Origin of the sequence: Sinorhizobium sp. NG07B (genome assembly GCF_002532005.1) — a bacterium.
In the GTDB taxonomy this organism is placed as follows: domain Bacteria; phylum Pseudomonadota; class Alphaproteobacteria; order Rhizobiales; family Rhizobiaceae; genus Sinorhizobium; species Sinorhizobium fredii_C.
Genome location: NZ_NWTD01000004.1, coordinates 155505 through 177200, shown reverse-complemented (window position 1 = coordinate 177200; position 21696 = coordinate 155505). Strand labels below are relative to the sequence as shown.

General features: G+C 64.1%; 19 protein-coding genes and 1 riboswitch. Of the genes, 13 read left to right on the top strand and 6 right to left on the bottom strand.

The window, feature by feature from the left end; genetic code table 11:
* Position 1 precedes the first annotated feature (1 nt).
* Together CO664_RS15485 and CO664_RS15480 are read left to right on the top strand one after the other, a co-directional pair.
* A complete protein-coding gene (locus tag CO664_RS15485) occupies positions 2-1498 on the top strand; it encodes a class I adenylate-forming enzyme family protein (protein ID WP_097539282.1) in 1497 nt (498 codons plus the stop codon).
* Positions 1482-2675 carry a thiolase family protein gene (locus CO664_RS15480; RefSeq protein ID WP_097539281.1) on the top strand — a complete coding sequence of 398 codons (1194 nt, stop codon included), beginning with the start codon at positions 1482-1484 and terminating at the stop codon, positions 2673-2675. The genes CO664_RS15485 and CO664_RS15480 overlap by 17 nt, the downstream gene beginning before the upstream one ends.
* On the opposite strand, the gene CO664_RS15475 is transcribed toward CO664_RS15480, so the two are convergent.
* Positions 2663-3064, bottom strand: a complete 402-nt coding sequence (locus CO664_RS15475; protein WP_097539280.1) for a thioesterase family protein — start codon at positions 3062-3064, stop codon at positions 2663-2665. The genes CO664_RS15480 and CO664_RS15475 overlap by 13 nt on opposite strands.
* Positions 3065-3078: 14 nt before the next feature.
* On the opposite strand from CO664_RS15475, the gene CO664_RS15470 reads away from it, so the two are divergent.
* The 7 genes from CO664_RS15470 to CO664_RS15440 all read left to right on the top strand — a co-directional run bounded on the left by CO664_RS15470 (position 3079) and on the right by CO664_RS15440 (position 10613).
* Entirely contained in the window at positions 3079-4047 is a 969-nt protein-coding gene (locus CO664_RS15470) for a zinc-dependent alcohol dehydrogenase family protein (protein ID WP_097539279.1), read from the top strand.
* 63 nt (positions 4048-4110) lie between these two features.
* Positions 4111-5040 (top strand): histone deacetylase family protein, encoded by a 930-nt coding sequence (locus CO664_RS15465; RefSeq protein ID WP_037413356.1) that lies wholly within the window; start codon positions 4111-4113, stop codon positions 5038-5040.
* Between the two features lie 3 nt (positions 5041-5043).
* Complete coding sequence (locus tag CO664_RS15460; protein ID WP_037413353.1) at positions 5044-5298, top strand: exodeoxyribonuclease VII small subunit; 255 nt, start codon at positions 5044-5046, stop codon at positions 5296-5298.
* 248 nt (positions 5299-5546) lie between these two features.
* Positions 5547-6470, top strand: coding sequence for a pirin family protein (locus CO664_RS15455; RefSeq protein ID WP_037413351.1), 924 nt, complete (start codon positions 5547-5549; stop codon positions 6468-6470).
* 137 nt (positions 6471-6607) lie between these two features.
* A complete protein-coding gene (dxs, locus tag CO664_RS15450; protein WP_097539278.1) occupies positions 6608-8545 on the top strand; it encodes a 1-deoxy-D-xylulose-5-phosphate synthase in 1938 nt (645 codons plus the stop codon).
* A gap of 68 nt (positions 8546-8613) precedes the next feature.
* On the top strand, positions 8614-9369 hold the full coding sequence (locus CO664_RS15445; protein ID WP_097526302.1) for a TlyA family RNA methyltransferase: 756 nt from the start codon (positions 8614-8616) through the stop codon (positions 9367-9369).
* Complete coding sequence (locus tag CO664_RS15440) at positions 9366-10613, top strand: class I SAM-dependent RNA methyltransferase (protein ID WP_097526303.1); 1248 nt, start codon at positions 9366-9368, stop codon at positions 10611-10613. Before CO664_RS15445 ends, CO664_RS15440 begins: the two co-directional genes overlap by 4 nt.
* Before the next feature lie 54 nt (positions 10614-10667).
* Here CO664_RS15440 and CO664_RS15435 read toward each other — a convergent pair whose 3' ends face one another.
* The 3 genes from CO664_RS15435 to CO664_RS15425 all read right to left on the bottom strand — a co-directional run bounded on the left by CO664_RS15435 (position 10668) and on the right by CO664_RS15425 (position 14657).
* Complete coding sequence (locus CO664_RS15435) at positions 10668-11759, bottom strand: mechanosensitive ion channel family protein (RefSeq protein WP_097526304.1); 1092 nt, start codon at positions 11757-11759, stop codon at positions 10668-10670.
* A 342-nt stretch (positions 11760-12101) separates the two neighbouring features.
* Positions 12102-12854, bottom strand: coding sequence for a crotonase/enoyl-CoA hydratase family protein (locus CO664_RS15430; RefSeq protein WP_037413345.1), 753 nt, complete (start codon positions 12852-12854; stop codon positions 12102-12104).
* A gap of 21 nt (positions 12855-12875) precedes the next feature.
* Complete coding sequence (locus CO664_RS15425) at positions 12876-14657, bottom strand: acyl-CoA dehydrogenase (protein WP_097539277.1); 1782 nt, start codon at positions 14655-14657, stop codon at positions 12876-12878.
* Between the two features lie 181 nt (positions 14658-14838).
* Between CO664_RS15425 and CO664_RS15420 the strand changes: the two genes are divergently transcribed.
* Complete coding sequence (locus tag CO664_RS15420) at positions 14839-15828, top strand: transporter (protein WP_037413342.1); 990 nt, start codon at positions 14839-14841, stop codon at positions 15826-15828.
* Positions 15829-15988: 160 nt separating this feature from the next.
* Positions 15989-17050, top strand: coding sequence for a glycoside hydrolase family 25 protein (locus tag CO664_RS15415; protein WP_176536604.1), 1062 nt, complete (start codon positions 15989-15991; stop codon positions 17048-17050).
* A gap of 26 nt (positions 17051-17076) precedes the next feature.
* Here the strand turns inward: CO664_RS15415 and CO664_RS15410 are convergent, their stop codons facing one another.
* Positions 17077-18177 (bottom strand): hybrid-cluster NAD(P)-dependent oxidoreductase, encoded by a 1101-nt coding sequence (locus CO664_RS15410; RefSeq protein ID WP_176536603.1) that lies wholly within the window; start codon positions 18175-18177, stop codon positions 17077-17079.
* Positions 18174-19418, bottom strand: a complete 1245-nt coding sequence (locus CO664_RS15405; RefSeq protein WP_097539479.1) for an aromatic ring-hydroxylating dioxygenase subunit alpha — start codon at positions 19416-19418, stop codon at positions 18174-18176. The genes CO664_RS15410 and CO664_RS15405 overlap by 4 nt, the downstream gene beginning before the upstream one ends.
* 102 nt (positions 19419-19520) lie before the next feature.
* A riboswitch (cobalamin riboswitch) is annotated at positions 19521-19723 on the bottom strand.
* Positions 19724-20018: 295 nt separating this feature from the next.
* Between CO664_RS15405 and CO664_RS15400 the strand changes: the two genes are divergently transcribed.
* Positions 20019-20621 (top strand): DUF6656 family protein, encoded by a 603-nt coding sequence (locus CO664_RS15400; protein ID WP_097539276.1) that lies wholly within the window; start codon positions 20019-20021, stop codon positions 20619-20621.
* Positions 20622-20700: 79 nt separating this feature from the next.
* Positions 20701-21675 (top strand): L-threonylcarbamoyladenylate synthase, encoded by a 975-nt coding sequence (locus CO664_RS15395; protein ID WP_097539275.1) that lies wholly within the window; start codon positions 20701-20703, stop codon positions 21673-21675.
* Positions 21676-21696: the final 21 nt, after the last annotated feature.

The window sequence follows — 21696 nt, the reverse complement described above, 5'->3', positions numbered from 1 at the left end:
AATGCCGCTTGCAGGCGCCATAGCGCGACATGCGGGCGAGCGCCCGCACGCCCGGGCCTTCCACATGGAGGGCCGGGTTTTCACCTATGGCGAGCTTGCCGCGGATGCGTACTGGATTCTCCACGCGATCGAACAAGCGGCCCTGCAGGCGACGGAGCAAAGTGTCCTTTCCGGCCGCGTCCGGCTGATTGCCCTTGAAACCGGCAATCACCCGCTCTTTGCCGCAGCCTTCATCGCCGCGACATCGGGCGGCAATTGTGCCGCGCTCATCGATCCGCACCTCCCCGACTCGACCCGCCAGCGAATGAAGGAAAAGCTGAAACCGGAGATCGTCATCCGCGCCGCCGGCGATCTCCTGCATCTGGAGGTTCCGTCAGCGGGACAAACCCATTCGCTCGATACGTTCGACGGCTCCTCCCCGATCCGCGTCGGCGACGAGGCGGAACCGTTCCTCGTGGTCTTCACTTCGGGTACCACCGGGGAACCGAAAGCGATCATCCGCGACCGCCGATCCTGGCGCCTCAGCCTCGAAATTGGCCAGGATTTCTTCGGCCTAAGACCGGAAACGACGACCAATGCCCCCGGACCGTTGGCGCACGGGCTGGCCCTTTATGCCCTCGTCGAAAGCCTTGCGGCCGGAGCCGAATTCATCGGCGCCCGCCACTTCGAGGCGCGCCAGGCACTCGACATCATCGGCGCCGCCAGGGCGAAACGCCTGGTGCTGGTACCGACAATGCTGCGGCGGCTTTGCGATGAGGCGGAAGGTGCTCATTTGCGCTGCGTCGAAAAGATCACCGTCGCCGGTGCCAAGCTGACGCCGGCGGACCGCAGCGCTGCAGCGCGCACCTTCCCCGCGGCAGAGGTGATCGAATATTTCGGCGCGTCGGAACTCGGCTTCATCACAGTTGCCGGCGCGGACGAGCATCACGCAGCGACTGCCGTGGGCAAGGCATTTCCGGGCGTCCGGCTGGCCATCCTGGACGATCGCGGAAATCGCCTGCCGCCGGGGGAAGCCGGGACGATCTTCGTCGACAGCGCACTGATATCAGATGGCTACATAGTCGGCGGCGACAATGTCGGATTTCGACGCCATGGGCGGCTCGCCACCGTCGGCGACCTCGGATCTCTCGACGAGGACGGCACCTTGCATCTCATCGGCCGCGCCGGCGGCATGGTGCTTTCCGGCGGCAACAATATCTATCCCTCGGAAGTCGAGAGCGCGATCATGGCTGCGGCCAGCGTCCAGTCGGTGCTGGCCTTCGGCCTGGATCATCCGGATCTCGGCAGCGAGCTTGTCGCGGTCGTCCAGCCGAGCGATGATAGGTTCGAGCGTGAAGCGCTGGAGCGTCATCTTGCTGATGCCCTGCCGCGCTATAAGCATCCACGCAAGGTCTGGCTGTGCCGGGAAATGCCGATGACCGCCTCCGGCAAGATCGCGGCCGGACAATTGCGGCAATGGATCGCGGAGGAGAACGGTGCCCTTGAACGCCTCTTCTGATCCCACCCGCACACCGGTCGTCATCGCGGCGCTACGCACGCCGATCGGTCGCGTCAACGGCAGTCTCGCCGCGATCGAGCCCGCAAACCTTGCCGCCCTGCTGATCGATCGCATCGTCTCGGACGTTGGTATCAATCGGAACGAGATCGACGACGTGCTTGTCGGCAATGCCGCAAACAGCGCCGGCAATCTCGCGCGTCTCGCCGCACTCGAGGCCGGCCTGCCCGTTTCCATCCCCGGCGTCACCATCGACCGCCAATGCGGCTCCGGGCTCGAGGCGATCGTCCTGGCGGCGCGGCAGATCCAGGCCGGCGCAGGGCAATATTATCTTGCCGGAGGCACCGAAAGCGCCAGCCGCGCCCATATCCGACTTCGCCCGCCGCTGGCGCGTGGCGAGGAACTGCAGCCGGTGAAGCGCGCGCGGATGGCGCCCGATGCCATCGGCGACCCGGATATGGGCGTTGCGGCGGAGAACGTCGCCGCGGCCTGCGGGATTTCGCGCGAGCGCCAAGACCAGTTTGCGCTCGAAAGTCATTGCCGTGCCGTGGCTGCCCAGACTGCGGGCCGCTTCGGTCGCGAGATCGTGCCCGTCGAGACGCCGGCCGGCCTCGCTGCCAGCGACGAGTGCCCCCGCGCCAACGCCTCGGCCGAGACGCTCGCCCGGCTGAAGCCCGTCTTCGTCAGGGACGGCACCGTCACCGCCGGCAATGCCTGTCCGATCAATGACGGCGCGGCGATCGTTCTGATGACGTCGCTCGCCGAGGCTAGGCGGCTTGGCGTGTCCTTTGCCCTCGAATTCATCGACGCGGCGACGGCGGGCGTCGACCCCAACCTCCTGGGCCTCGGCCCGGTGCCGGCAATGGCGAGGCTTCGTGCCCGCAATCCGGCGCTCGACGTCGCCAAGGTCGACTTCATCGAGTTCAACGAGGCTTTTGCCTCTCAGGTTCTCGGAAGTCTCGATCCCCTCGGCATTTCGCCGGAGCGCGTCAATCGCGATGGCGGTGCGATCGCGCTCGGCCATCCCTATGGCGCCTCCGGCGCGATTCTCGTCGTCAGGCTGTTTTCCCAGATGCTCGCCGCAGCGAGCGACAGCGAGGGTCTGGCAATGATGGGGGTCGGCGGCGGCATGGGCGTCGTCGCCCATTTTCGCTCGCTGAGACCGGGTCACACCGCATAGCCGGCGAGCCATTCGCGCGTCGCGGCCGGCAGCGGCACCGGCTGATGCCGAGTCGGATCGACGGCGACCCACACGATTTCCACCTCCGCCGCCAGATGGGCGCCAGCCTCGATGCGCACCGCAAAGCTCACCGAACTGCCGCCGATCTTCGCCACGGTGACGGTGAAGCGGGCCGGCTCATCGAAACGCAAGCCGCGATGAAAGAGGCAGGCAGAGCGGCGCACCAGATAGGCCGGCTCGTTCTTCGTCGGCGGGCGATGCCGCCAGAGATTGGCCAGTGCCGCCTCGGCATGCGCATAGTAGGCCGCATTGTGCATGTGGCCGTGCATGTCTATATCGCGAAACGGAATACGGATTTCCGTGACATTTTCCCGCTCTGTGCCGTCCATGCGAGACCCCTTACATGCGCTCTACCCTCGTTAGACAGTTTGGCGATCCCGAACAAGTCATCGAGCTTGTCGAGACCGGCCGCAGCGAGCCTGCTCCGGGCGAGGTCGACGTTGAAATCTCGCTTGCGGCGATCAATCCGTCTGACCTGATCCCCGTCACCGGGGCCTATCGCGCTCGTACCGAACTGCCTTTTGTTCCTGGGTTCGAGGGCGTCGGCATCGTCCGTCGCGTCGGAACGGGCGTGCACCAGCTGAAACCCGGAGACCGGGTGGTTCCGATCGGCGCCAGCGGGCTGTGGCAGCAATTCCTCGTCCGCCCGGCCGAATGGTGCTTTGCCGTGCCGGACGATGTGAGCGACACGCAAGCGGCAATGAGCTACGTCAACCCCTTGACGACGCTGCGGCTCGTCGAGGCGCTGCGCCTGCATTTCGGCTCTCTCCAGGGCCGCAGCGTCGGCGTGACGGCCGCGGGTTCGGCGATCGGCGGCATGCTGATGAAGTTGCTGACGTTGGAAGGCGTTGTGCCAACAGCGGTCCTTCGCAGCGACAAGAGCCGCACCTGTGTCGGCGAGGGATATTCGATTGTCGTGACCGACGGCAGCGACCTTCCGGCAGGGGCAAGGTTTGACGCGGTGCTCGATGCGGTTGGCGGGACGTTGGCCGCCGAGCTGATCAGCCGGACCATCCATCGAGGCGGGGCCTTCATCCAGTATGGCGCGCTCAGCGGCATTCCGGTCCCGCAGGCAGCGATCGCCGGCCGCCCCGACGTTCGCTTCGCCTTCCTCTGGCTGCGAACCTGGGTCCACTCCGCCGGGCGCGACGCCCTCGAGGCAGCCTTTGCCCGAAGCTTTGCGGGCCTTCGCGACGGGCTGTTCGCGAGCCCGGTCGCCGCAACCTATCCGTTGAGCCGGCTTCGCGAAGCCTTGGCACACCAGTCCGATCCGCTCCGCAACGGCAAGATCCTGCTCGATCCGCGCTGTTGAAAATTCGGACTTTTGCTGTCGCGGCCATGGATTTTGACAGGCACGCGCACTAGCTTTGCGCGGATGACCACGCATCTCTATGAAAATGCCCTCTTCCAGGAACACAAAGTTCCGGAGGGGCACCCGGAGCGACCGGATCGGCTGAGGGCGCTGAACCTCGCGCTGGAGCATCCGAATTTCGCGCCGCTCACGCGTATCGAGGCGTCGAAGGGCAGCGAGGACCTGGTGCTGCTTGCCCATTCCGAGGAGCACCTCAGGTCGATCACCCGGGCGATGCCGGACGAGGACATCAACCAGATCGAAGCCGATACCTATGCGAGCCCGTCAAGCTTCGTGGCGGCGCTGACCGGCATCGGCGGCGCCGTCGCCGCCATCGACGCGGTATTCGCCGGCGAGGCCGACAACGCCTTCGTCGCGGCCCGCCCGCCGGGCCACCATGCCGAGAAGAACAAGGCGATGGGCTTCTGCTTCTTCAACACGATCGCGATTGCCGCGCGCCATGCACAGAAGGCGCACGGCGTCGAGCGGGTCGCCATCGTCGACTGGGACGTGCACCATGGCAACGGCACGCAGGACATTTTCTGGAACGACCCGTCGGTGTTGTTCTGCTCTACCCACCAGATGCCGCTCTATCCGGGCACCGGCGCCAAAGAAGAAACCGGCGTCAAGCACAATATCGTCAATGCGCCGCTCTCCCCCAATAGCGGCAGCGAGCACTTCCGCGATGCGTTCCGAAGCCGCGTTCTTGCTGCTCTCGACAATTTCCGGCCGGACCTCGTCTTGATCTCCGCCGGTTTCGACGCGCACTACCGCGATCCTCTGGCGCAGATCAATCTTGTGGCGGAGGACTTCGACTGGGCGACCGGACGCCTCATGGAGGCCGCCGGCAGGAGCGCCGGCAACCGAGTGGTGAGCATGCTCGAGGGCGGCTATGACCTGCAGGGGCTCGCCGAATCGGCCGGCATGCACATACTGAGACTGATGAGAGGGTAATTGATGAACAACGACAATACGCAGGCGGACGTCTCCGCCCTCTCCTTCGAGCAGGCCGTCGAGGAGCTGGAGCGGATCGTCTCCGCGCTCGAACGCGGCGATGTGGCGCTCGACAAATCGATCGAAATCTATGAGCGCGGCGAGGCGCTGAAGAAGCATTGCGAGACGCTGCTGAAGGCGGCCGAGGACCGCATCGAGAAAATCCGCCTCGATCGCAACGGCAAGCCGCAAGCTGTGGAGCCGCTCGACGCGGAATAGCCATCGGCTTTCGTCCGAGAATTTGCCCCTCATCCGCCTACCGGCACCTTCTCCCCGCAGGCCGGGCGAAGGGACTTGTGGCGCCAACTCGGTCCCCTCTTCCCGTCAGAACGGAGGGGAAGGGTGAGGGGCCAGGCCTGTCGTCACCATTGTAGCTTGGGAAACACTTCGTTCGCCGACATCCGCTATCGAGCGAGAAGGATCGGCGCTAGTTTCAAGCTGAAACGCCACCAACCGGAGCAAGCGCCATGTCCTTTTTTCCCGGTCCCGATCCGCTCGCCGGCGACAAGCCGGCCTGCGACGCCATAGAACATCTGATCATCCCGCGCACCAGCGACATCGGCGGCCTAGAAGTGCGTCGGGCGCTTCCGACGGCGCGGCGGCGGCTCGTCGGCCCATTCATCTTCTTCGACCGCATGGGACCGGCGCTGCTGCGGGCCGGCCAGGCGATCGACGTGCGTCCGCATCCGCATATCGGCCTGTCGACGGTCACCTATCTCTTCGACGGCGAGATCAAGCACCGCGACAGCCTCGGCACCGAAATGGTCATTCGCCCCGGCGACGTGAACCTGATGACTGCAGGGCGCGGCATTGTCCATTCGGAACGCTCGCCGGAAAACCAGCGCGGCCGTGAGCGCTCGCTTTCCGGTTTGCAGACCTGGCTGGCGCTGCCCGATGACAAGGAAGAAGTCGATCCAGTCTTCGCCCATACCGAGGAACACATGCTGCCGCATCTTGCCGACGGAGGCGTTCGCGCGCGCGTGGTCATCGGCAATTTCGAAGGGGCTGCTTCGCCCGTCTCGACCTTCACGCACACTATTTATGTGGATCTGTCGATCGAGGCCGGCCGCAGCGCTCCCTTTGCCGCCCAATGGGAGGAACGCGCCATCTATATTCTCTCGGGCGAAGCGATCATTGCGGGCGACCATTTCGCCGACAACCAGCTTCTCGTCTTCCGGCCCGGCGACGAGATCACCATCACGGCGGGGCCGTCCGGCTGTCACGTGATGCTCTTCGGCGGAGCTGCACTCGGCTCGCCACGGCATATCTGGTGGAACTTCGTGTCCTCATCGAAGGAGCGCATCGACAAGGCGAAGGAAGAATGGGCGAGCGGCCGCTTCGACATCGTGCCGGGCGACGAGGAGGAGTTCATTCCCCTGCCGGCAAGCTAATTTTTCGTCGAGCCCTTGGTTGGCGACGCAGGAATGCCTAATTTTTGCATTCAACGACGATTGCGTCTAAACAGCCAATAAGACGGAAATCACCAACAGTTCGCGCGTCGCCCGGCGGCGCGCACGAGGCACGCAGCGTGACACAACTGCCCACCAATCCGATGCCGGCGACCCCGCTGCTCGACAAGGTCAATGTCCCCGACGATCTGAAGAGGATCGACGACAAGGACCTGCCGCAGCTGGCGAGCGAACTGCGTGCGGAAATGATCGATGCGGTGTCGCGCACCGGCGGGCATCTCGGCGCCGGCCTCGGCGTCGTCGAACTGACGATCGCCATCCACAAGGTCTTCGACACGCCGCACGACCGGCTGATCTTCGACGTCGGCCACCAGTGCTACCCCCACAAGATCCTGACCGGGCGGCGCGACCGCATCCGCACGCTGCGTCAAGAAGGCGGTCTTTCCGGCTTCACCCGGCGCGCCGAGAGCGAATACGACCCGTTCGGCGCGGCGCATTCGTCGACCTCGATCTCCGCCGGCCTTGGCATGGCGGTCGCTGCCGATCTCGACGGCAAGAGCCGCAATGTCATCGCCGTCATCGGCGACGGCGCGCTGTCGGCCGGGATGGCCTATGAGGCGCTCAACAATGCCGGCGCGCTCGATGCCCGGCTGATCGTCATCCTCAACGACAACGACATGTCGATCGCCCCGCCGACCGGCGCCATGAGCGCCTATCTGGCACGGCTTGCCTCCGGTCGGACCTATATGGGCATCCGCGAGGTCGGCAAGAAGCTGACCGCCTATCTCGGCAAGACGGTCGACCGGGCGATCACCCGCGCCGTCGAGCATGCGCGCGGCTATGTCACCGGCGGCACCCTCTTCGAGGAGATGGGCTTCTACCATATCGGCCCGATCGACGGTCACTCCTTCGACCATCTGCTGCCGGTCTTGCGCAACGTCCGCGACAATGCGCGCGGACCGGTGCTGATTCATGTGGTAACGCAGAAGGGCAAGGGCTATCCGCCGGCCGAGGCCGCCGCCGACAAATATCATGGCGTCAACAAGTTCGACGTGATCACCGGCGCCCAGGCGAAGGCCAAGCCGAACGCGCCGGCCTACACGTCCGTCTTCGCCGATGCGCTGGTGCAGGAGGCTAGCCTCGACGACAAGATCGTGGCGATCACCGCCGCCATGCCGTCCGGCACCGGGCTCGACCGGTTTGCGGCCGTGCATCCGTCGCGCTGCTTCGACGTCGGCATCGCCGAGCAGCACGCGGTGACCTTCGCCGCCGGCCTTGCCGCGGAAGGATACAAGCCCTTTGCGGCGCTCTATTCGACCTTCCTACAGCGCGCCTACGACCAAGTCGTGCACGACGTGGCGATCCAGGGCCTGCCGGTGCGCTTCCCGATCGACCGGGCCGGTTTCGTCGGCGCCGACGGGCCGACCCATGCCGGCTCCTTCGACACGACCTATCTCGCCTCGCTGCCGGGCTTCGTGGTGATGGCGGCCGCCGACGAGGCGGAACTGAAGCACATGGTACGCACCGCCGCGGGCTATGACGAGGGCCCGATCTCGTTCCGCTATCCGCGCGGCGAAGGCGTCGGCGTCGAGCTTCCTGAACGGGGTGAGATTCTTCAGATCGGCAAGGGGCGGATCATCAAAGAGGGCACCAAGGTGGCGCTGCTTTCCTTCGGAACGCGGCTCGCGGACTGTCTGCTGGCGGCCGAGGACCTGGATGCCGCCGGCCTTTCGACAACGGTTGCCGATGCGCGCTTCGCCAAGCCGCTCGACCAGGAACTGATCCGCCAGCTTGCCCGTCACCACGAGGTGCTGATCACCATCGAGGAAGGCGCCATCGGCGGCTTCGCCAGCCATGTGCTGCACTTCCTGGCGGAGGAAGGCCTGCTCGACGGCGGCCTCAAAGTCCGGCCGATGGTGCTGCCGGACATCTGGATGGAGCAGGCAAAGCCCGAATCCATGTATGCCCAGGCCGGCCTCGACCGGGCCGGCATCGTATCGACCGTTTTCAAGGCGCTCGGCCAGAAGCAGTCGGTGGATCTCGGCGCGGCCGGCTAGAAATCTTAGAACCGCGCGGCTCAACGGAACACGCTTGCAATATACCTCTCGACGGGCGATGACGGCCCATGTCCGATAGCAAGCAAAGCATCCTCCGCCTCGACCAGTTGCTCCTGAACAAGGGCCTGGTCGCCAGCCGCGCCCGCGCGCGGGACGCGATCCAGCGCGGCACCGTCAAGGTCGACGGGCGCACCGTGACCAAGCCCGCCGCCGCCTTTACGGAAAACGCAGCGATCACCATCGATGACCCGGCGCAGGCCTATGTCTCCCGGGCCGCATTGAAGCTCGTTGCCGCGCTCGCCCATTTCGGCTTCGATCCGGCAGGTCGGACCTGCCTCGATGTCGGCGCCTCGACGGGCGGCTTTACCGAGGTGCTGTTGAAGCGCGGCGCCGCGCATGTGGTAGCGGTCGATGTCGGCCACGGGCAGATGCACCCGCGCATCGCGGAAGATCCGCGCGTCACCAATATCGAAGGGCTGAATGCCCGCGCGATGACAGCGGACGACATCGGTAACCGGGCGATTGGCTTCGTCGTCTCCGACGTCTCATTCATTTCGATCAAGCTGGCACTGCCGCCGGCGCTGTCTTTGGCCGAGCCGGGCTCCAATTGTATCCTGCTCGTGAAGCCGCAATTCGAGGCCGGACGCGACGCAATCAGCAAGGCCGGGCTCCTCAAGGCCCCGGAGAGCGCCCCGGCCGTGGCGGCCGAACTCGAACGCTGGCTCGTGGAGGACATGGGCTGGCAAAGCCTTGGCCTCGTCCCCTCGCCCATTGCCGGCGGCGACGGCAACAGGGAGTTTCTGCTTGCGGGGCTGAAGCGATGAGCACAGAGATCGTCACCATCAGCCGTCTCGGGGCCCAGGGCGACGGCATTGCGCAGACCGAAGCGGGCCCCGTCTACGCGCCCTTCACCCTGCCCGGCGAAACCGTCGCGCTGGCCGTCAACAAGGCACATGGCACGCTGATTTCGCTGAAAGAGGCTTCCCCGGAGCGGACCGAACCGAAGTGTCGGCATTTCGGCCCGGACGGCATCAACGGCACCTGCGGCGGCTGCACCCTGCAGCACGCCTCCGACCCGCTCTACCACGCCTTCAAGCGCAATCTCGTCATCGACGCCTTGAAGTCGAAAGGCCTGACGCCCGAGGTCGCTCCATTGATCGTCGCCCGGCCCGGCGAGCGCCGGCGCGCCGTGTTCACGGCCCGGCGGACCGAAAAGGAACTGCTGCTCGGCTTCAACCAGGCGCAAAGCCATCATATCGTCGCGATCGGCGAATGTCCCATCACCAGCCCGGGCATCGTCTCGCGGCTCGCGACCATCCGCAAGATCGCGGCGGCTATGGCGTCGAGCACCGAACCGTTCCGGATCACCGTGCTCGAGACCGATACCGGCCTCGACCTCGCCTTCGAAGACATCAAGCTCGGCGACCGTCAGCGACGTTCGACCGTGGAAGCCGTTCTCGGCGAGCGGGGCATCGCGCGCGTCAGCCTGAACGGCGAGATCATCATCGAACCGGTCAAGCCACTGATCGATTTCGGCGGCGTATCGGTTTCGCCGCCGCCCGGCGCCTTCACCCAGGCCACACGGCCGGCGGAAGAGGCGATGGCGAAGCTCGTGCTCGGGCATGTCGGCAAGGCGAAGCGCGTGGCCGATCTCTTCGCCGGCATCGGCACCTTTGCGCTTCGGATCGCCCGGACCAGCCGAGTGCATGCCGTCGAGGGTGAGGACAAGGCGCTGAAGGCGCTCGACTTCGCCGCACGCAACACACAAGGGCTGAAGCCGGTGACGGTCGAGAAGCGCGACCTTTTCCGCCGGCCGATGATGGCGCAGGAACTGAAGGTCTTCGACGCCGTCGTCTTCGACCCGCCCCGGGCCGGCGGCGAGGCGCAATGCCACGAACTCGCCCGCTCGGGCGTGAAGAAAATCGCCGCGGTCTCCTGCAACCCGGTGACGCTTGCGCGGGATCTCTCGATCCTCGTTGCCGCCGGCTACCGCATTACATCGGTGACCCCCATCGACCAATTCCTCTGGTCGGCGCATGTCGAGACGGTTGCGACTCTGGAGAAGTGATCTCTTATGGGCCGCTGTTCATCCGGCCAGATGCGACTCGTGGCGTGAGGAGGCTCACCTCAAATTGCTCTTCGGAAACAGCACGCGATCAGGTTTCGCATTCATTCGTGCCAGCATTTCCTTGATCAAGCGTGTTTTGGTACGCCCCGCTTCCTTCGGCGGCACCAGGTAACGTACGATGGCCTCCAGCCAGGTGTTTTCGCTGACGCGAAAATGAACCACGGGATGCTCCTTCACGTCGAGTTCGTCCACCGGCGTTTCCGACAGGATATGCTTATAGACCTTCACCTTCTGGCTCATGATGTCGCCGATCTGCTCTTCCACGACCTCTCTCATGGTTCGCGCCACAAATTCCAGATCGCTTTCATAGGCGAGCTGGAACTTGATTTCGTTCCAGACATAGGGAAACAGCGGCCAGGAATAGTTGAAGACCGGTGTGTCAAACACGGTGGAATTCGGAAACTTGATAATGCGTCCGCTCGGATGATCGGTCCAAAGATACTCGCCGCCGAATTCCCATAACGTCGTGTCGAGATAGCTGACATCGATGACATCGCCGTGGGCATCGCCGATGCGAATTCGGTCGCCGACGCGATAAGGCGCCCTGGCCAGAATATAAATCCACGCGATGAAACTGGAGATCGGCATTTGCAGCGCAAAACCGAGAATCAGAGAAATCAGGCCCAGCGAAACGACCGCGCCGTACCAGTTCACAAACAAAACTGAAATGGCGACGAATACGATGGCGACGACGACCACCAATCGAAAAATACGTTTCAGATTGAAACGCGCAACACGATTGGGAATTCGGCCAATGAGAAAGACTTCAACGACCTTCGCCACGGTCAGCATGGTGAAAATGAGAAGGCCGCCCCTGACGTAATTCAGCACGCGAAGGCGCATAGGCGCGTCAAGCCATTCTAAGCGCCAGTTGATCAGCACTTGAATGCCAAAAAGCAGCAAGGCAGCGCCGGCGAAGCCTACCGTCCACCAGATGTCTTCCTTGCGAAGGCTGAAGCGAAATTCTTCCTCGGGCTTCTTCGCCTTCTGTTGCATGGTTCTTGGATCAGCAGTTTGTTGCGCGGCCCGTTCGAGCCGGGAAAGGTTTTCCTGTTCCTTGTCGCTTTCCTTGTCCCGTCTTTCCATGGGTTTACCCCGCGGTGGCCATCCACGCCCAGCCAATGCCTTCTCGTTCCTCGACGGCGGCATTCCGGTGATGCCTCGCCATATGGCGAAGTTCAAATGGGCAGTCCGGGCACACCCGTCGTCGTTTCGCAGACCTGTGCTTGATCACATGCGTCTATACGGTAACTCCACCATTAAACACCAAATATGGGCAGTTGCCTCTAGGCATTCCATCCATGTGGAGTATTACCGAGCCGATGGCTGTCGTCCGCGACAGGCCGGGTGCAGACCGATTGATGTGGCATGACGAAGTTGCTGCAGCGGTTCAACATCTCCCGCGAAGCAAGTTCGGGCGCTCGGACCTCACCGCCGCATGAAGGCTTCGAATGCCGCGCGCGCCTCGGCACTCTTCAATTGCGCGGCGAAGTGCTCGGCTTCCTCGTCGATCCGTGCGAGGACGTCATTCCGGTCGCCGCGGATCAGATCGCGGGCGATGCGCAGCGCCTCGGGCGGTTTCTTCGCCAGACGACCTGCAAGCGACAGCGTTTCTTCCTCGACGGCGTTCTCGTCGACCACCTTCCAGATCAATCCGGCCTGAAGGGCAGCGGCCGCTTCGAGCGGCTCGCCGGCGGCAAGCAGGGCGAAGGCTCGCTGGTGGCCCATGATGCGCGGGGCGATCAGGCTCGAGGCGGCTTCCGGGACGAGCGCCAGATCGACGAAGGGCGTCCTGAACACCGATCGGGCTGAGGCGACCGTCAGGTCGCAATGGAGATGGATCGTCGTGCCGATGCCGATCGCCAGGCCGTCGACTCCGGAAACGACCGGCTTCGTCGCGCTCGCCAGGGCGCGGAGAAAGTCGAGAACTTCGCCTCCCATGCTGCCGCCCATGGCGAAAGCCATGAAATCATTCATGTCGTTGCCGGCTGAAAAGCACCCTTGCGTGCCGAGAAACGCGGTGGCGCGGATCGCGGGATCCGATCCGGCGACCGTCAGCGCGGTTGTCATCTTCGCGTACATGTCGCGCGTGATGGCGTTCTTCTTATCCGGGCGGTTGAAGCGGATCACCTGTACGCCGGGATAGGCGTCCGGACGTTCGACAAGCACATGATCGGTCATAAGGATTTTCCTGTTTCTGCTTCAGTCGAGAATGAAGCGGGCGGCGGCGAGGCTCTCCGCCCCAGTGACCACACGATCCTTGAGCGCCGCCGTTTCGGCGAGCAGGTTCTCCGCGGCGAAGCGGCAGAGGGCGACGCGCGCCTCCTCTTTCCCGTCATCGGCGCCCGCCAGGCCGCCTTTGGCAAGATAGGCCCCCGTCAGCACCAGGCCGAAGAGGCGCTGATAGGCGGTCGCGCCGGCAAGCGCTTCGGCGGTTCGTCCGTCGCCGAGCGCTGCAAGTAGCCAGTCGGTTGCCTCTTCAAGATCGGCAATCGACGTCTCGAGGCGCGCTGCGGTCTCGCCGAACTCCTGCCTGTTCGAAGCCGCCACCGCCTGGGCGACGTCGCGGAGCTCGCCGATGAAGCCGCGCACCTGGCTACCTTCGGAAAGCGGCAGCTTGCGGGTGACGAGATCGATCGCCTGGATGCCGTTGGTGCCTTCGTAGATCGGCGCAATGCGGGCGTCGCGCAGATAGCGGGCCGCACCGGTTTCCTCGATGAATCCCATGCCGCCATGCACCTGAATGCCCATGGAGGCGACGTCAACGCCGGCGTCGGTGGCGAAGGACTTGGCGATCGGCGTCAAGAGGCTCGAGCGCTCCTGCCAATGGCGCGCCGCTTCGCCTTCGCTCGCATGCGCCATGTCGACGGCGTGCGCGCAGGCATAGGCGATGGCGCGCGAGCCCTGCGTCAGCGCCTTCATCGTCAAGAGCGTGCGGGCGACATCCGGATGCTCGATGATCGGGCTCATGCCTTGGCCGCTCCAGCCGGGCGCCCGGCCCTGGGTGCGTTCCTTGGCATAGGTGATGGCCTTTTGCGTCGCTGCCTCGGCAATCGCCACGCCCTGCATACCGACGGCAAGCCGGGCGTTGTTCATCATCGTGAACATGCAGGCAAGGCCGCGGTTTTCCTCGCCGACCAGATAGCCGATCGCGCCCTTCTCGTCGCCGAACTTGCCGTCGCCATAGATCATCGTGCAGGTCGGCGACCCATGGATGCCCAGCTTGTGTTCGAGCGAGTGGCAGAAGAGATCGTTGCGGGCGCCGAGCGAACCGTCCTCATTGACGAGGAACTTCGGCACAAGAAACAGCGAGATGCCCTTCGTACCCGTAGGCGCGTCCGGCAGGCGCGCCAGCACGAGATGGACGATGTTGTCGGTGAAATCGTGCTCGCCCCAGGTGATGAAGATCTTCTGGCCGAAGATGCGGTAGCTGCCGTCGCCGCAGCGCTCGGCACGGGTCTTCAGCACGCCGAGGTCGGAGCCGGCATGCGGCTCGGTCAGGTTCATCGACCCCATCCACTCGCCGGAGACCATCTTCGACAGGAAGGTCGCCTTCAGGAAATCGGAACCGTGCCTGTCCAGTGCCTCGATCGCGCCCATGGTGAGCGTCGGGCCAAGCGCGAAGGCCATGGAGCCGCTGTTCCACATCTCCATGGCGGCGACATGCAGCATGTGCGGCAGTTCCTGGCCGCCGAAAACCTCTGGCGCCGTCAGGCCGTTCCAGCCTCCTTGAATCCATTTATGGTAGAGGTCGCGCCAACCTTCCGGCGTCTTGACCGCGCCGTCGATAAGCCGCGATCCCTGACGGTCCCCCACTTCGCCGAGCGGCGCCACCTCGTCGGTGGCGAAGCGGCCGGCTTCCGAAAGGATCGCGTCGACGAGATCTTCGCCGAGTTCGCCGAAGACGCCCGCGCTCACGGCATCGGCCATACCGGCCACGTGCTTCAGGGTGAATGCGATCTCGTCCACCGGTGCCTTGTACATGGTGCTCCTCCCTTGCGGCCGCAGGCGCAGGTTCGCTTCGGCTTCCTACCGGCCGCACCCTATTTGTTTTTACGTAAACGTCAACGTCAATTCTGGACACCGCGGCCGGCGATGTACTGTAACAAAACTGTCATGGCGCGCGAATAGAAGCCACTTCGAACGACCTGGTCATGGCGCTCCGATGAATCTGATTTCTCCCGAAATACCCGGCCTCGTCTGGGCCTACCGGTTCCTGCCCGGAGAAAGCCGTTGCCTGCGAATCGCGACGGATTCACCCGTCGACAGCCTTCAAGGCGGCGAAGGCTGGGTCTGGCTGCATCTGGCGTTGAGCGATGCGCGCACGCCGGCACTGATCGAGCGCATCGGCACCCTCCCGCCGGCGGCGATGGCGACGCTCACCAGCCATGACACCCAAGCGGCGATCACCGTTGCCGAGGACGTCGTCTATGGCACGCTTGTCGATTTCGAACGGACCTTCGACACGATGACGAAGACGATCGGCTGGCTGCACTTCGCCGTCGGCGACCGGATGATCATCACCAGCCGCCTGCATCCTTTGAGAAGCATCGACCGCGTCAAGGCGGCGGTCGAGAAGAGCGCCAAATGCGGCCGACCGATCGATCTCTTCGAAATGCTCGTCACCGAGTTCCAGCGGACGCTGATCACGCTGGTGCTTGAATTGACCGAGGAACTGAACGTCATCGAGGACCGGGTCTATGGCGAGGCGGGGCACCGGCAGCAGCCGGGGTTGGCGCCCTTGCGCCGAACCGTCGTGCGGCTGCATCGGCATCTGAGAACGATCCTCGCGCTGCTGCGACGCGCCGGCGCGTCCGATGAGGACGAGGTGCCGCCGGGCTTCATCGACGTCACCGAACGGCTATCCGATCGGCTGGAGGCGGTCGATCGCGACGTGTTCGCGCTTCAGGAGCGCGCCAGGCTGCTGCACGAGGAGATCGACAGCAAGATTTCGTCGGAGACCAATCGTCACCTCTACATTCTCTCGCTGATGACCGCTTTCCTGCTGCCGCCGACGCTCGTCACCGGCTTCTTCGGCATGAACACGGGTGCCCTGCCCTTCGCCGACGGCAGCGGCACGCTCTATGCCGGGCTGATCATCGCCGCCTCCATGGGCCTGGCATGGCTGATCCTCAAACGCGTCGGCATCCTTTGACCGGATACGACCAACACGCCGCGTTTCGCGCCACAATCCAGAGCCGAGTCCCGCCGCACTTTACCGCCAAGAGTCAGTGTACAGGAGCGGCGCTCTCGCGCAGATTGGCTGAGGGGCTGAGATTTACGACCCTTTAACGCTAAGTCGGCAATCTCAGAGAATGGAAAAGCGGGGAATCTCGATCTCGGGGATGATCTTGCGCCTGGCGGCCTTGGTAGGCCTGGCCTTTGCGGCGGCGAACGCACGCGCCGCAGACGTCGAACCGTGGAAAGCGCGGCAGAACGCCATCATCGTCGACGCCTACGAGTTGAACAGCATCGACTGGGAAGCGATGCTGAAGGACAAGCGCATCGCCGGCTTCATCGCGAAGGCCTCCGACGGCCTTCCGGAAAGCTACAGCTGCACCGGCGATCACGGCGGAGACACGGTCGCCCATTGCAAGACGATGTGGCGAAAATATGCGGTCAGCCGGGAGCTCTATCAGACGCGCCGAATGATCGCCCGCTCCCATGGACTGCTCTGGGGCGCCTATCACCTGGCGCGCCCGGGCAATCCCGTCGATCAGGCCAACCACTTCCTCGATTATGCGGCGCCGCGCGAGGACGAATTGATGGTTCTCGACCTCGAGGGTATCGATCCCGAGAACTACATGTCACTCGAGGACGCCGCGATCTTTGCCGGCCATATCAAGGCCCGCACCGGGCGATACCCCATTCTCTACACCAACCACATCACCGCGAAGCAGATCGCCGCCAACCGCGCCCAGCATCGGCTGCTTTCCCGCCTGCCGCTCTGGTATGCCCGCTACAAGCCCGACATTCGCGACGTCTTTCCGATGGGCAACTGGGATCGCTATGCGCTGTGGCAGTTCTCGTCGTCGCATAATTGCGGAAAGAAGCGCTGCCCCTATCGCGTGCCCGGGACGCTCAACGACATCGACGTCAACGTCGCCGCAATGACCGTTTCAGAGTTGAAGAAGGTGTGGCCGCAGGGCGCGCTGCTCCCGGAGAAGCCGCCGATCGTCACCGTCATCGCCTCCGCGAAGATTGGCAAGGCGCCGGCGGTGAGCGCCGCGGCCACCGTCCCGCTCGCAAAACCCCTGCTCATCAGCCGTGCCGAGGCCGAGAGCGGCTCGGGCGCCGGCGTCGACGGAACGGTCACCGGTGCGATCAGCGTGAAGGCCGCCGAGGCCCACCTGCCCAACCAGCCCGAGCGCCGCTGAAAAAGCCGGACGGCGCCTGTAGCTGTCTACGCTTCGATCTGAACGTCGCCGATAGGCCGCGAGCAGCAGGCGAGGATGTAGCCCTCGTCGACTTCGTCATCGAGAATACCGCCATTGTGGTTCATCTCGACTTCGCCGGCGATCTTCAAGACGCGGCACGTGCCGCAGATGCCGCCCTCGCAGGCCGCACCGATCCTGACCCCGTTGGCGCGTGCTGTCTGCAGGATCGTCTGGCCGGGGACGGTCGAGACTTCCCTGCCGCTCATGGTGAAGGTTACCCGGGCTGCCTCGCCTTGAGCGCCGGCCGCCGAGCCGGCGCGGATGGCGAGTTCCTCTGCCGCCGGCGCCGCCGCCGGCTGGAAGCTTTCCTGGTGGTAGCGGGCCATATCGAAACCGGCCCCCTCCAGCATCTCCCGAACCCCGCGCATGAAGGGTTCGGGTCCGCAACAGAAGACCGTTCGCTCCAGAAAGTCCGGTGCAAGCAGCGGCAGCTTCGTCGCATCGATACGGCCGCGCAGGCCGTGCCAGCCGTGACGCGCTTCGTGTCCTTCCACCAGGAAGCCGAGATTGAGACGCGGCATCTGGCGGGCGAGGATCTCCAGCTCCGGCTTGAACAGCAGATCCTCCGGCTGCCGGGCACAGGAAATGAAGGTCACATCCGTGTCCGGCGCGCAATCCGCCATCCAGCGCGTCATCGACATCATCGGCGTGATGCCGGAGCCGGCCGAGACGAACAGATATTTTTCGCCCGGATGGCGCACGAAGCTGAAATCGCCGAGCGGCCCCAGCGCCTTCAACGTCATGCCAGGCCTGAGATTGTCGAACATCCAGCGCGTGCCGATGCTGTTCGACTGCGCCTTGGCCGTGACCGCCACGGAAAGCGGGCGGGACGGCGAGGACGATAGCGTATAGGTGCGCATCACCGGTTCCTCGCCGACGGGGAGTTCCAGCGTCACGAACTGCCCGGGCAGGTAGCGGAACCAGGCCGGCCTGTCGGACCGGAAGGTGAAGGTCATCACGTCCGCGGTCTCGCCGACCGCGGAGATGCATTCGAGCAGGAACTGGCGATCTTTCCAGGGCTGCAGTTCGTCGAAGTGGTGAAAGGAGCGTGCCATTTCCATCGTCATGCCACCCGCGACAGAGGAGCGGCGCTGCCCTGCAGGCGATCCTGCATGAAGCGCGAATACCAGTCGACGAACTGCATGACCCCGCCCTCGTGTTCGGCCGAATAGGGACCCGGCTCATAGGCCGGCGAGCGGATGCCGAAGGCGTTTTCCTCGACGATCTGCCGGTCCTGGTCGTTGGTCTCGGTCCAGACATGGGTGAGGTCTTCGAGGGTATAGTCGACCCCTTCGACCGCATCCTTGCTGACGAGCCATTTCGTCGTGACCTGCGTCAGTTCCGGCCCGAGCGGCAGCACGCGGAAGGTGATCGCATGGTCGCCGAGGATGTGGTTCCAGGTCGTCGGGTAATGGAAGAGCAGCAGCGTGCCGATGCGGTTCGCGCTTATGTCGCCGGAAAGCTGCTTGCGGACCGCCTTCTCGCCGGACATCGTATAGCTCTCCGCCCCGTTGATCAGCGGCATCCTCGTCATGCGGAACTGGCCGGTCGGCCCGATCTTGAAGGCGCTCGGCAGCCCCGCCGCCTCGCATCTCTCCCAATGTGCACCGATTTCCGGATCGTCCATGGCGCCCTGGACGCCCGTCACAGTCGGAGCCTCGGGATAGGTCCGGCAGAGTTCCGGATGGTTGGCGGCGCAATGGTAGCACTCGCGGTTGTTCTCCCAGACGAGCTTCCAATTGCCCTTCTCGACGATGGTGCTTTCATAGGCGACCTTGGTTTCGCCGAGGCGATGCGGCGCGAGATAGGCTGCAACCGTGTCGCGGAAGGGCTGGAAATCCATGGGCCGCTCGGCAAGGCTGATGAAGATATAGCCGCCGACCGTTTCGCAATTGACCGGCTTCAGGCTGTGCTGGGCCGGATCGAAATCCTCCGGCATCTGCCGGGCGAAGAGCAGCCTGCCATCGAGTTCGTAGGTCCACTGGTGATAGGGACAAACGAGCTTGGCCGAGGATCCCTTGTGCTGGGTGCAAACGCGCGAGCCGCGGTGGCGGCAGGAATTGTGCAGCGCTCGGACCGCCCCATGGCGATCGCGCACGATGACGATCGGATAGTCGCCGACCTGCAGCGTGAAGTAATTGCCGGGACGCGGGATTTCGCAGTCGTGGCCGACGAATAGCCAGTCTTTGTACCAGATATTCTCCAGGTCCTGACGGTAATAGTCCGGGTCGATGTAGAAGGCCCGATCGAGGCTGTAGCCCTCGCGGCGGGTCTTCAGCTTGCGCAGCATTTCGTTCTGGATGTCCATGCCCATGTCCTCGTTAGCCCTGTTTCGGGCAGGCAGGACGGGAACCGCGCCGGAGAGATGTCGTGCGCCTTGGCTCCGATCCGGCTGCCCGCCGCAACCAGTTACGGTCGTTTTCCTCAAGGCTGGTTTCCGGGCTCTGGAGCGGCCCGAGGGCCCTGCCCGGCGCCTTCCCGGACGATTGTCCAGTGGCCTTATGCCGGGGGTTCACTCCACCACCGTTGCGGGGGCAGCGCCGGGATTTGACCGGCTTCCCAATTCTCCGCCCCTCCCTGCGAAGAAGCGGCACCTTGAGCAATTCGAATCTAAGCGGCCAGACAGGCTCGGCAATTGCCGGTGCGCGACATTCCATTCCAGAAAGACGACAAAGATTTTCGATGCGCGCGCGTTGGAAGTCCTGTGACATCTTCTATAATAAACAATGTGATAGATACATTTTTCGGCAAATGGCGCTTTTTTTCGCAGCGGCATCCAGGCCGCGAAGATCACGGGCCATTTTGCGACATAAAGCGATGCACGGGCGCCCGAAATACTCTATTAACCATAGTGATTTAGCGTTCGCTGACGGTTTAGTCCGTTCAGCGACAAGTGACGCAGAGGTCGATGGCAAAAATCAGATATTACGACGCCTCAGGCAAAGCGCAGGCGCCGGCGCCGAAAACGGCGGGCGGCCATACAGAGTTCCTGCGCACGGGCCGAATCGACCGGCGCCGGCCGTGGTTGCCCGAACAGCGCCGCTACATGACGCATGAGGAAGTGGCAGAGAGAACCGGACAGAGATTACAGGCGGCGGGAGAGACGACACACAGGCGGATCAACGGCTTTCATGCCTCGATCCAGTTCCCGAAGATGATCTTCCACAGGACCCTCGCCGACAGTCCCCACCTCGGCTATTGCCATGTCACCGCGGCGCGGACTCATCTCGCTCGATCGCGAGACGTCACCTGGGCGTTCTACTTTGCCAACTTCTTCTCCGACCTCGGCGACGAGGCGCACTTCTTCGAACGCATACAGACAAGCTACTCGCGCATGTATTTCGCCGTGGCCATTCAACCCGGCACCGAAGAGGGGCGGATGGTCCTCGATCGAAATGTTCGGGGCAACGGCCTGATCTTCCGGACGCAGGACCCGAAGGTGGCGCTCAAGAACGTCCTGATGCTCGGCGCACGCGACGAAGCGCTGCGGCGGATCATTCGCAGCCTCTGACGCCGGTCATCGACAAAGAAAATCGTTCTGTTTTCCCTCCTCCTCCGTTAAGGAAGCGACGGAAAGGACCAGAACCGCCATGGCCGAAATCATCGATACGCGCAGCGAACCGGATCGGGCGATCGAAACGGCCTGCGCGGTGCTTTCCGAAGGTGAGCCCGTGGCGATCCCGACGGAAACCGTCTACGGCCTTGCAGCAGACGCAACGAGTGCCGATGCGATCAGCCGCATCTACGAGATGAAGGGCCGGCCGCGTTTCAATCCGCTGATCTGCCACGTCTCGGACATGGGAATGGCCGAAGCGCATGTGATATTCGACCCCATCTCCCGACGCCTCGCGGAAGCCTTCTGGCCGGGGCCGCTGACCCTGATTCTCACTCAGCGACCCGAAAGTACCGTGCACGCGCTTGCCTCGGCCGGCCTCGACACGCTCGGGATCCGCATGCCTGAAGGTTTTTCCCGGCGGGTGATCTCACATTTTGGGCGCCCGCTGGCGGCGCCGAGCGCCAATACGTCGGGCAAGATCAGTCCGACCAGCGCGGCCCATGTGGAGGCGGATCTCGGTGCGAAGCTGAAGCTGATCCTCGATGCCGGCCCGGCGGAAATCGGCCTCGAATCGACGATCATCAAGGTCGAAAACGGCCGGCTGCGGCTGCTTCGGCCGGGGGGTCTCGATGCGGCCGAGATCGAGGCGCTCGCCGGCCTTCCCGTTGAGCGGCCGGAAGCGGCCGGCGCGACGATCGAAGCTCCCGGCATGCTCGCCTCGCATTATGCGCCGGGTGCCGCGGTGCGGCTCAATGCGACGGACGTCCACACGGGAGAGGCGCTGATCCGCTTCGGCGGCAAGGCGCTGCCTGGCGAAGGCAGCGCGGCGATCGTCCTCGACCTCAGCCCAACGGGCAATCTCAGGGAAGCGGCCGCCAATCTTTTCGACTATATGAAAAAGGCAGATGCGAGCGGCGCTCGAACCATCGCTTTCGGGCCGATCCCGGGCGAAGGCCTTGGCGAAGCGATCGTCGACCGGCTCGAACGGGCCGCCGCCCCGAGGATCTGACCGGAAGCGCGAGACCTGTGT

Bases quoted from the DNA above. Each gene is read 5' to 3' on its own strand.
- CO664_RS15485 (WP_097539282.1), top strand. From the start codon at position 2: ATGCCGCTTGCAGGCGCCATAGCGCGACATGCGGGCGAGCGCCCGCAC.
- CO664_RS15475 (WP_097539280.1), bottom strand. From the start codon at position 3,064: ATGGACGGCACAGAGCGGGAAAATGTCACGGAAATCCGTATTCCGTTT.
- CO664_RS15470 (WP_097539279.1), top strand. From the start codon at position 3,079: ATGCGCTCTACCCTCGTTAGACAGTTTGGCGATCCCGAACAAGTCATC.
- CO664_RS15465 (WP_037413356.1), top strand. From the start codon at position 4,111: ATGACCACGCATCTCTATGAAAATGCCCTCTTCCAGGAACACAAAGTT.
- CO664_RS15460 (WP_037413353.1), top strand. From the start codon at position 5,044: ATGAACAACGACAATACGCAGGCGGACGTCTCCGCCCTCTCCTTCGAG.
- CO664_RS15455 (WP_037413351.1), top strand. From the start codon at position 5,547: ATGTCCTTTTTTCCCGGTCCCGATCCGCTCGCCGGCGACAAGCCGGCC.
- CO664_RS15445 (WP_097526302.1), top strand. From the start codon at position 8,614: ATGTCCGATAGCAAGCAAAGCATCCTCCGCCTCGACCAGTTGCTCCTG.
- CO664_RS15440 (WP_097526303.1), top strand. From the start codon at position 9,366: ATGAGCACAGAGATCGTCACCATCAGCCGTCTCGGGGCCCAGGGCGAC.
- CO664_RS15435 (WP_097526304.1), bottom strand. From the start codon at position 11,759: ATGGAAAGACGGGACAAGGAAAGCGACAAGGAACAGGAAAACCTTTCC.
- CO664_RS15430 (WP_037413345.1), bottom strand. From the start codon at position 12,854: ATGACCGATCATGTGCTTGTCGAACGTCCGGACGCCTATCCCGGCGTA.
- CO664_RS15425 (WP_097539277.1), bottom strand. From the start codon at position 14,657: ATGTACAAGGCACCGGTGGACGAGATCGCATTCACCCTGAAGCACGTG.
- CO664_RS15420 (WP_037413342.1), top strand. From the start codon at position 14,839: ATGAATCTGATTTCTCCCGAAATACCCGGCCTCGTCTGGGCCTACCGG.
- CO664_RS15415 (WP_176536604.1), top strand. From the start codon at position 15,989: ATGGAAAAGCGGGGAATCTCGATCTCGGGGATGATCTTGCGCCTGGCG.
- CO664_RS15410 (WP_176536603.1), bottom strand. From the start codon at position 18,177: ATGACGATGGAAATGGCACGCTCCTTTCACCACTTCGACGAACTGCAG.
- CO664_RS15405 (WP_097539479.1), bottom strand. From the start codon at position 19,418: ATGGACATCCAGAACGAAATGCTGCGCAAGCTGAAGACCCGCCGCGAG.
- CO664_RS15400 (WP_097539276.1), top strand. From the start codon at position 20,019: ATGGCAAAAATCAGATATTACGACGCCTCAGGCAAAGCGCAGGCGCCG.
- CO664_RS15395 (WP_097539275.1), top strand. From the start codon at position 20,701: ATGGCCGAAATCATCGATACGCGCAGCGAACCGGATCGGGCGATCGAA.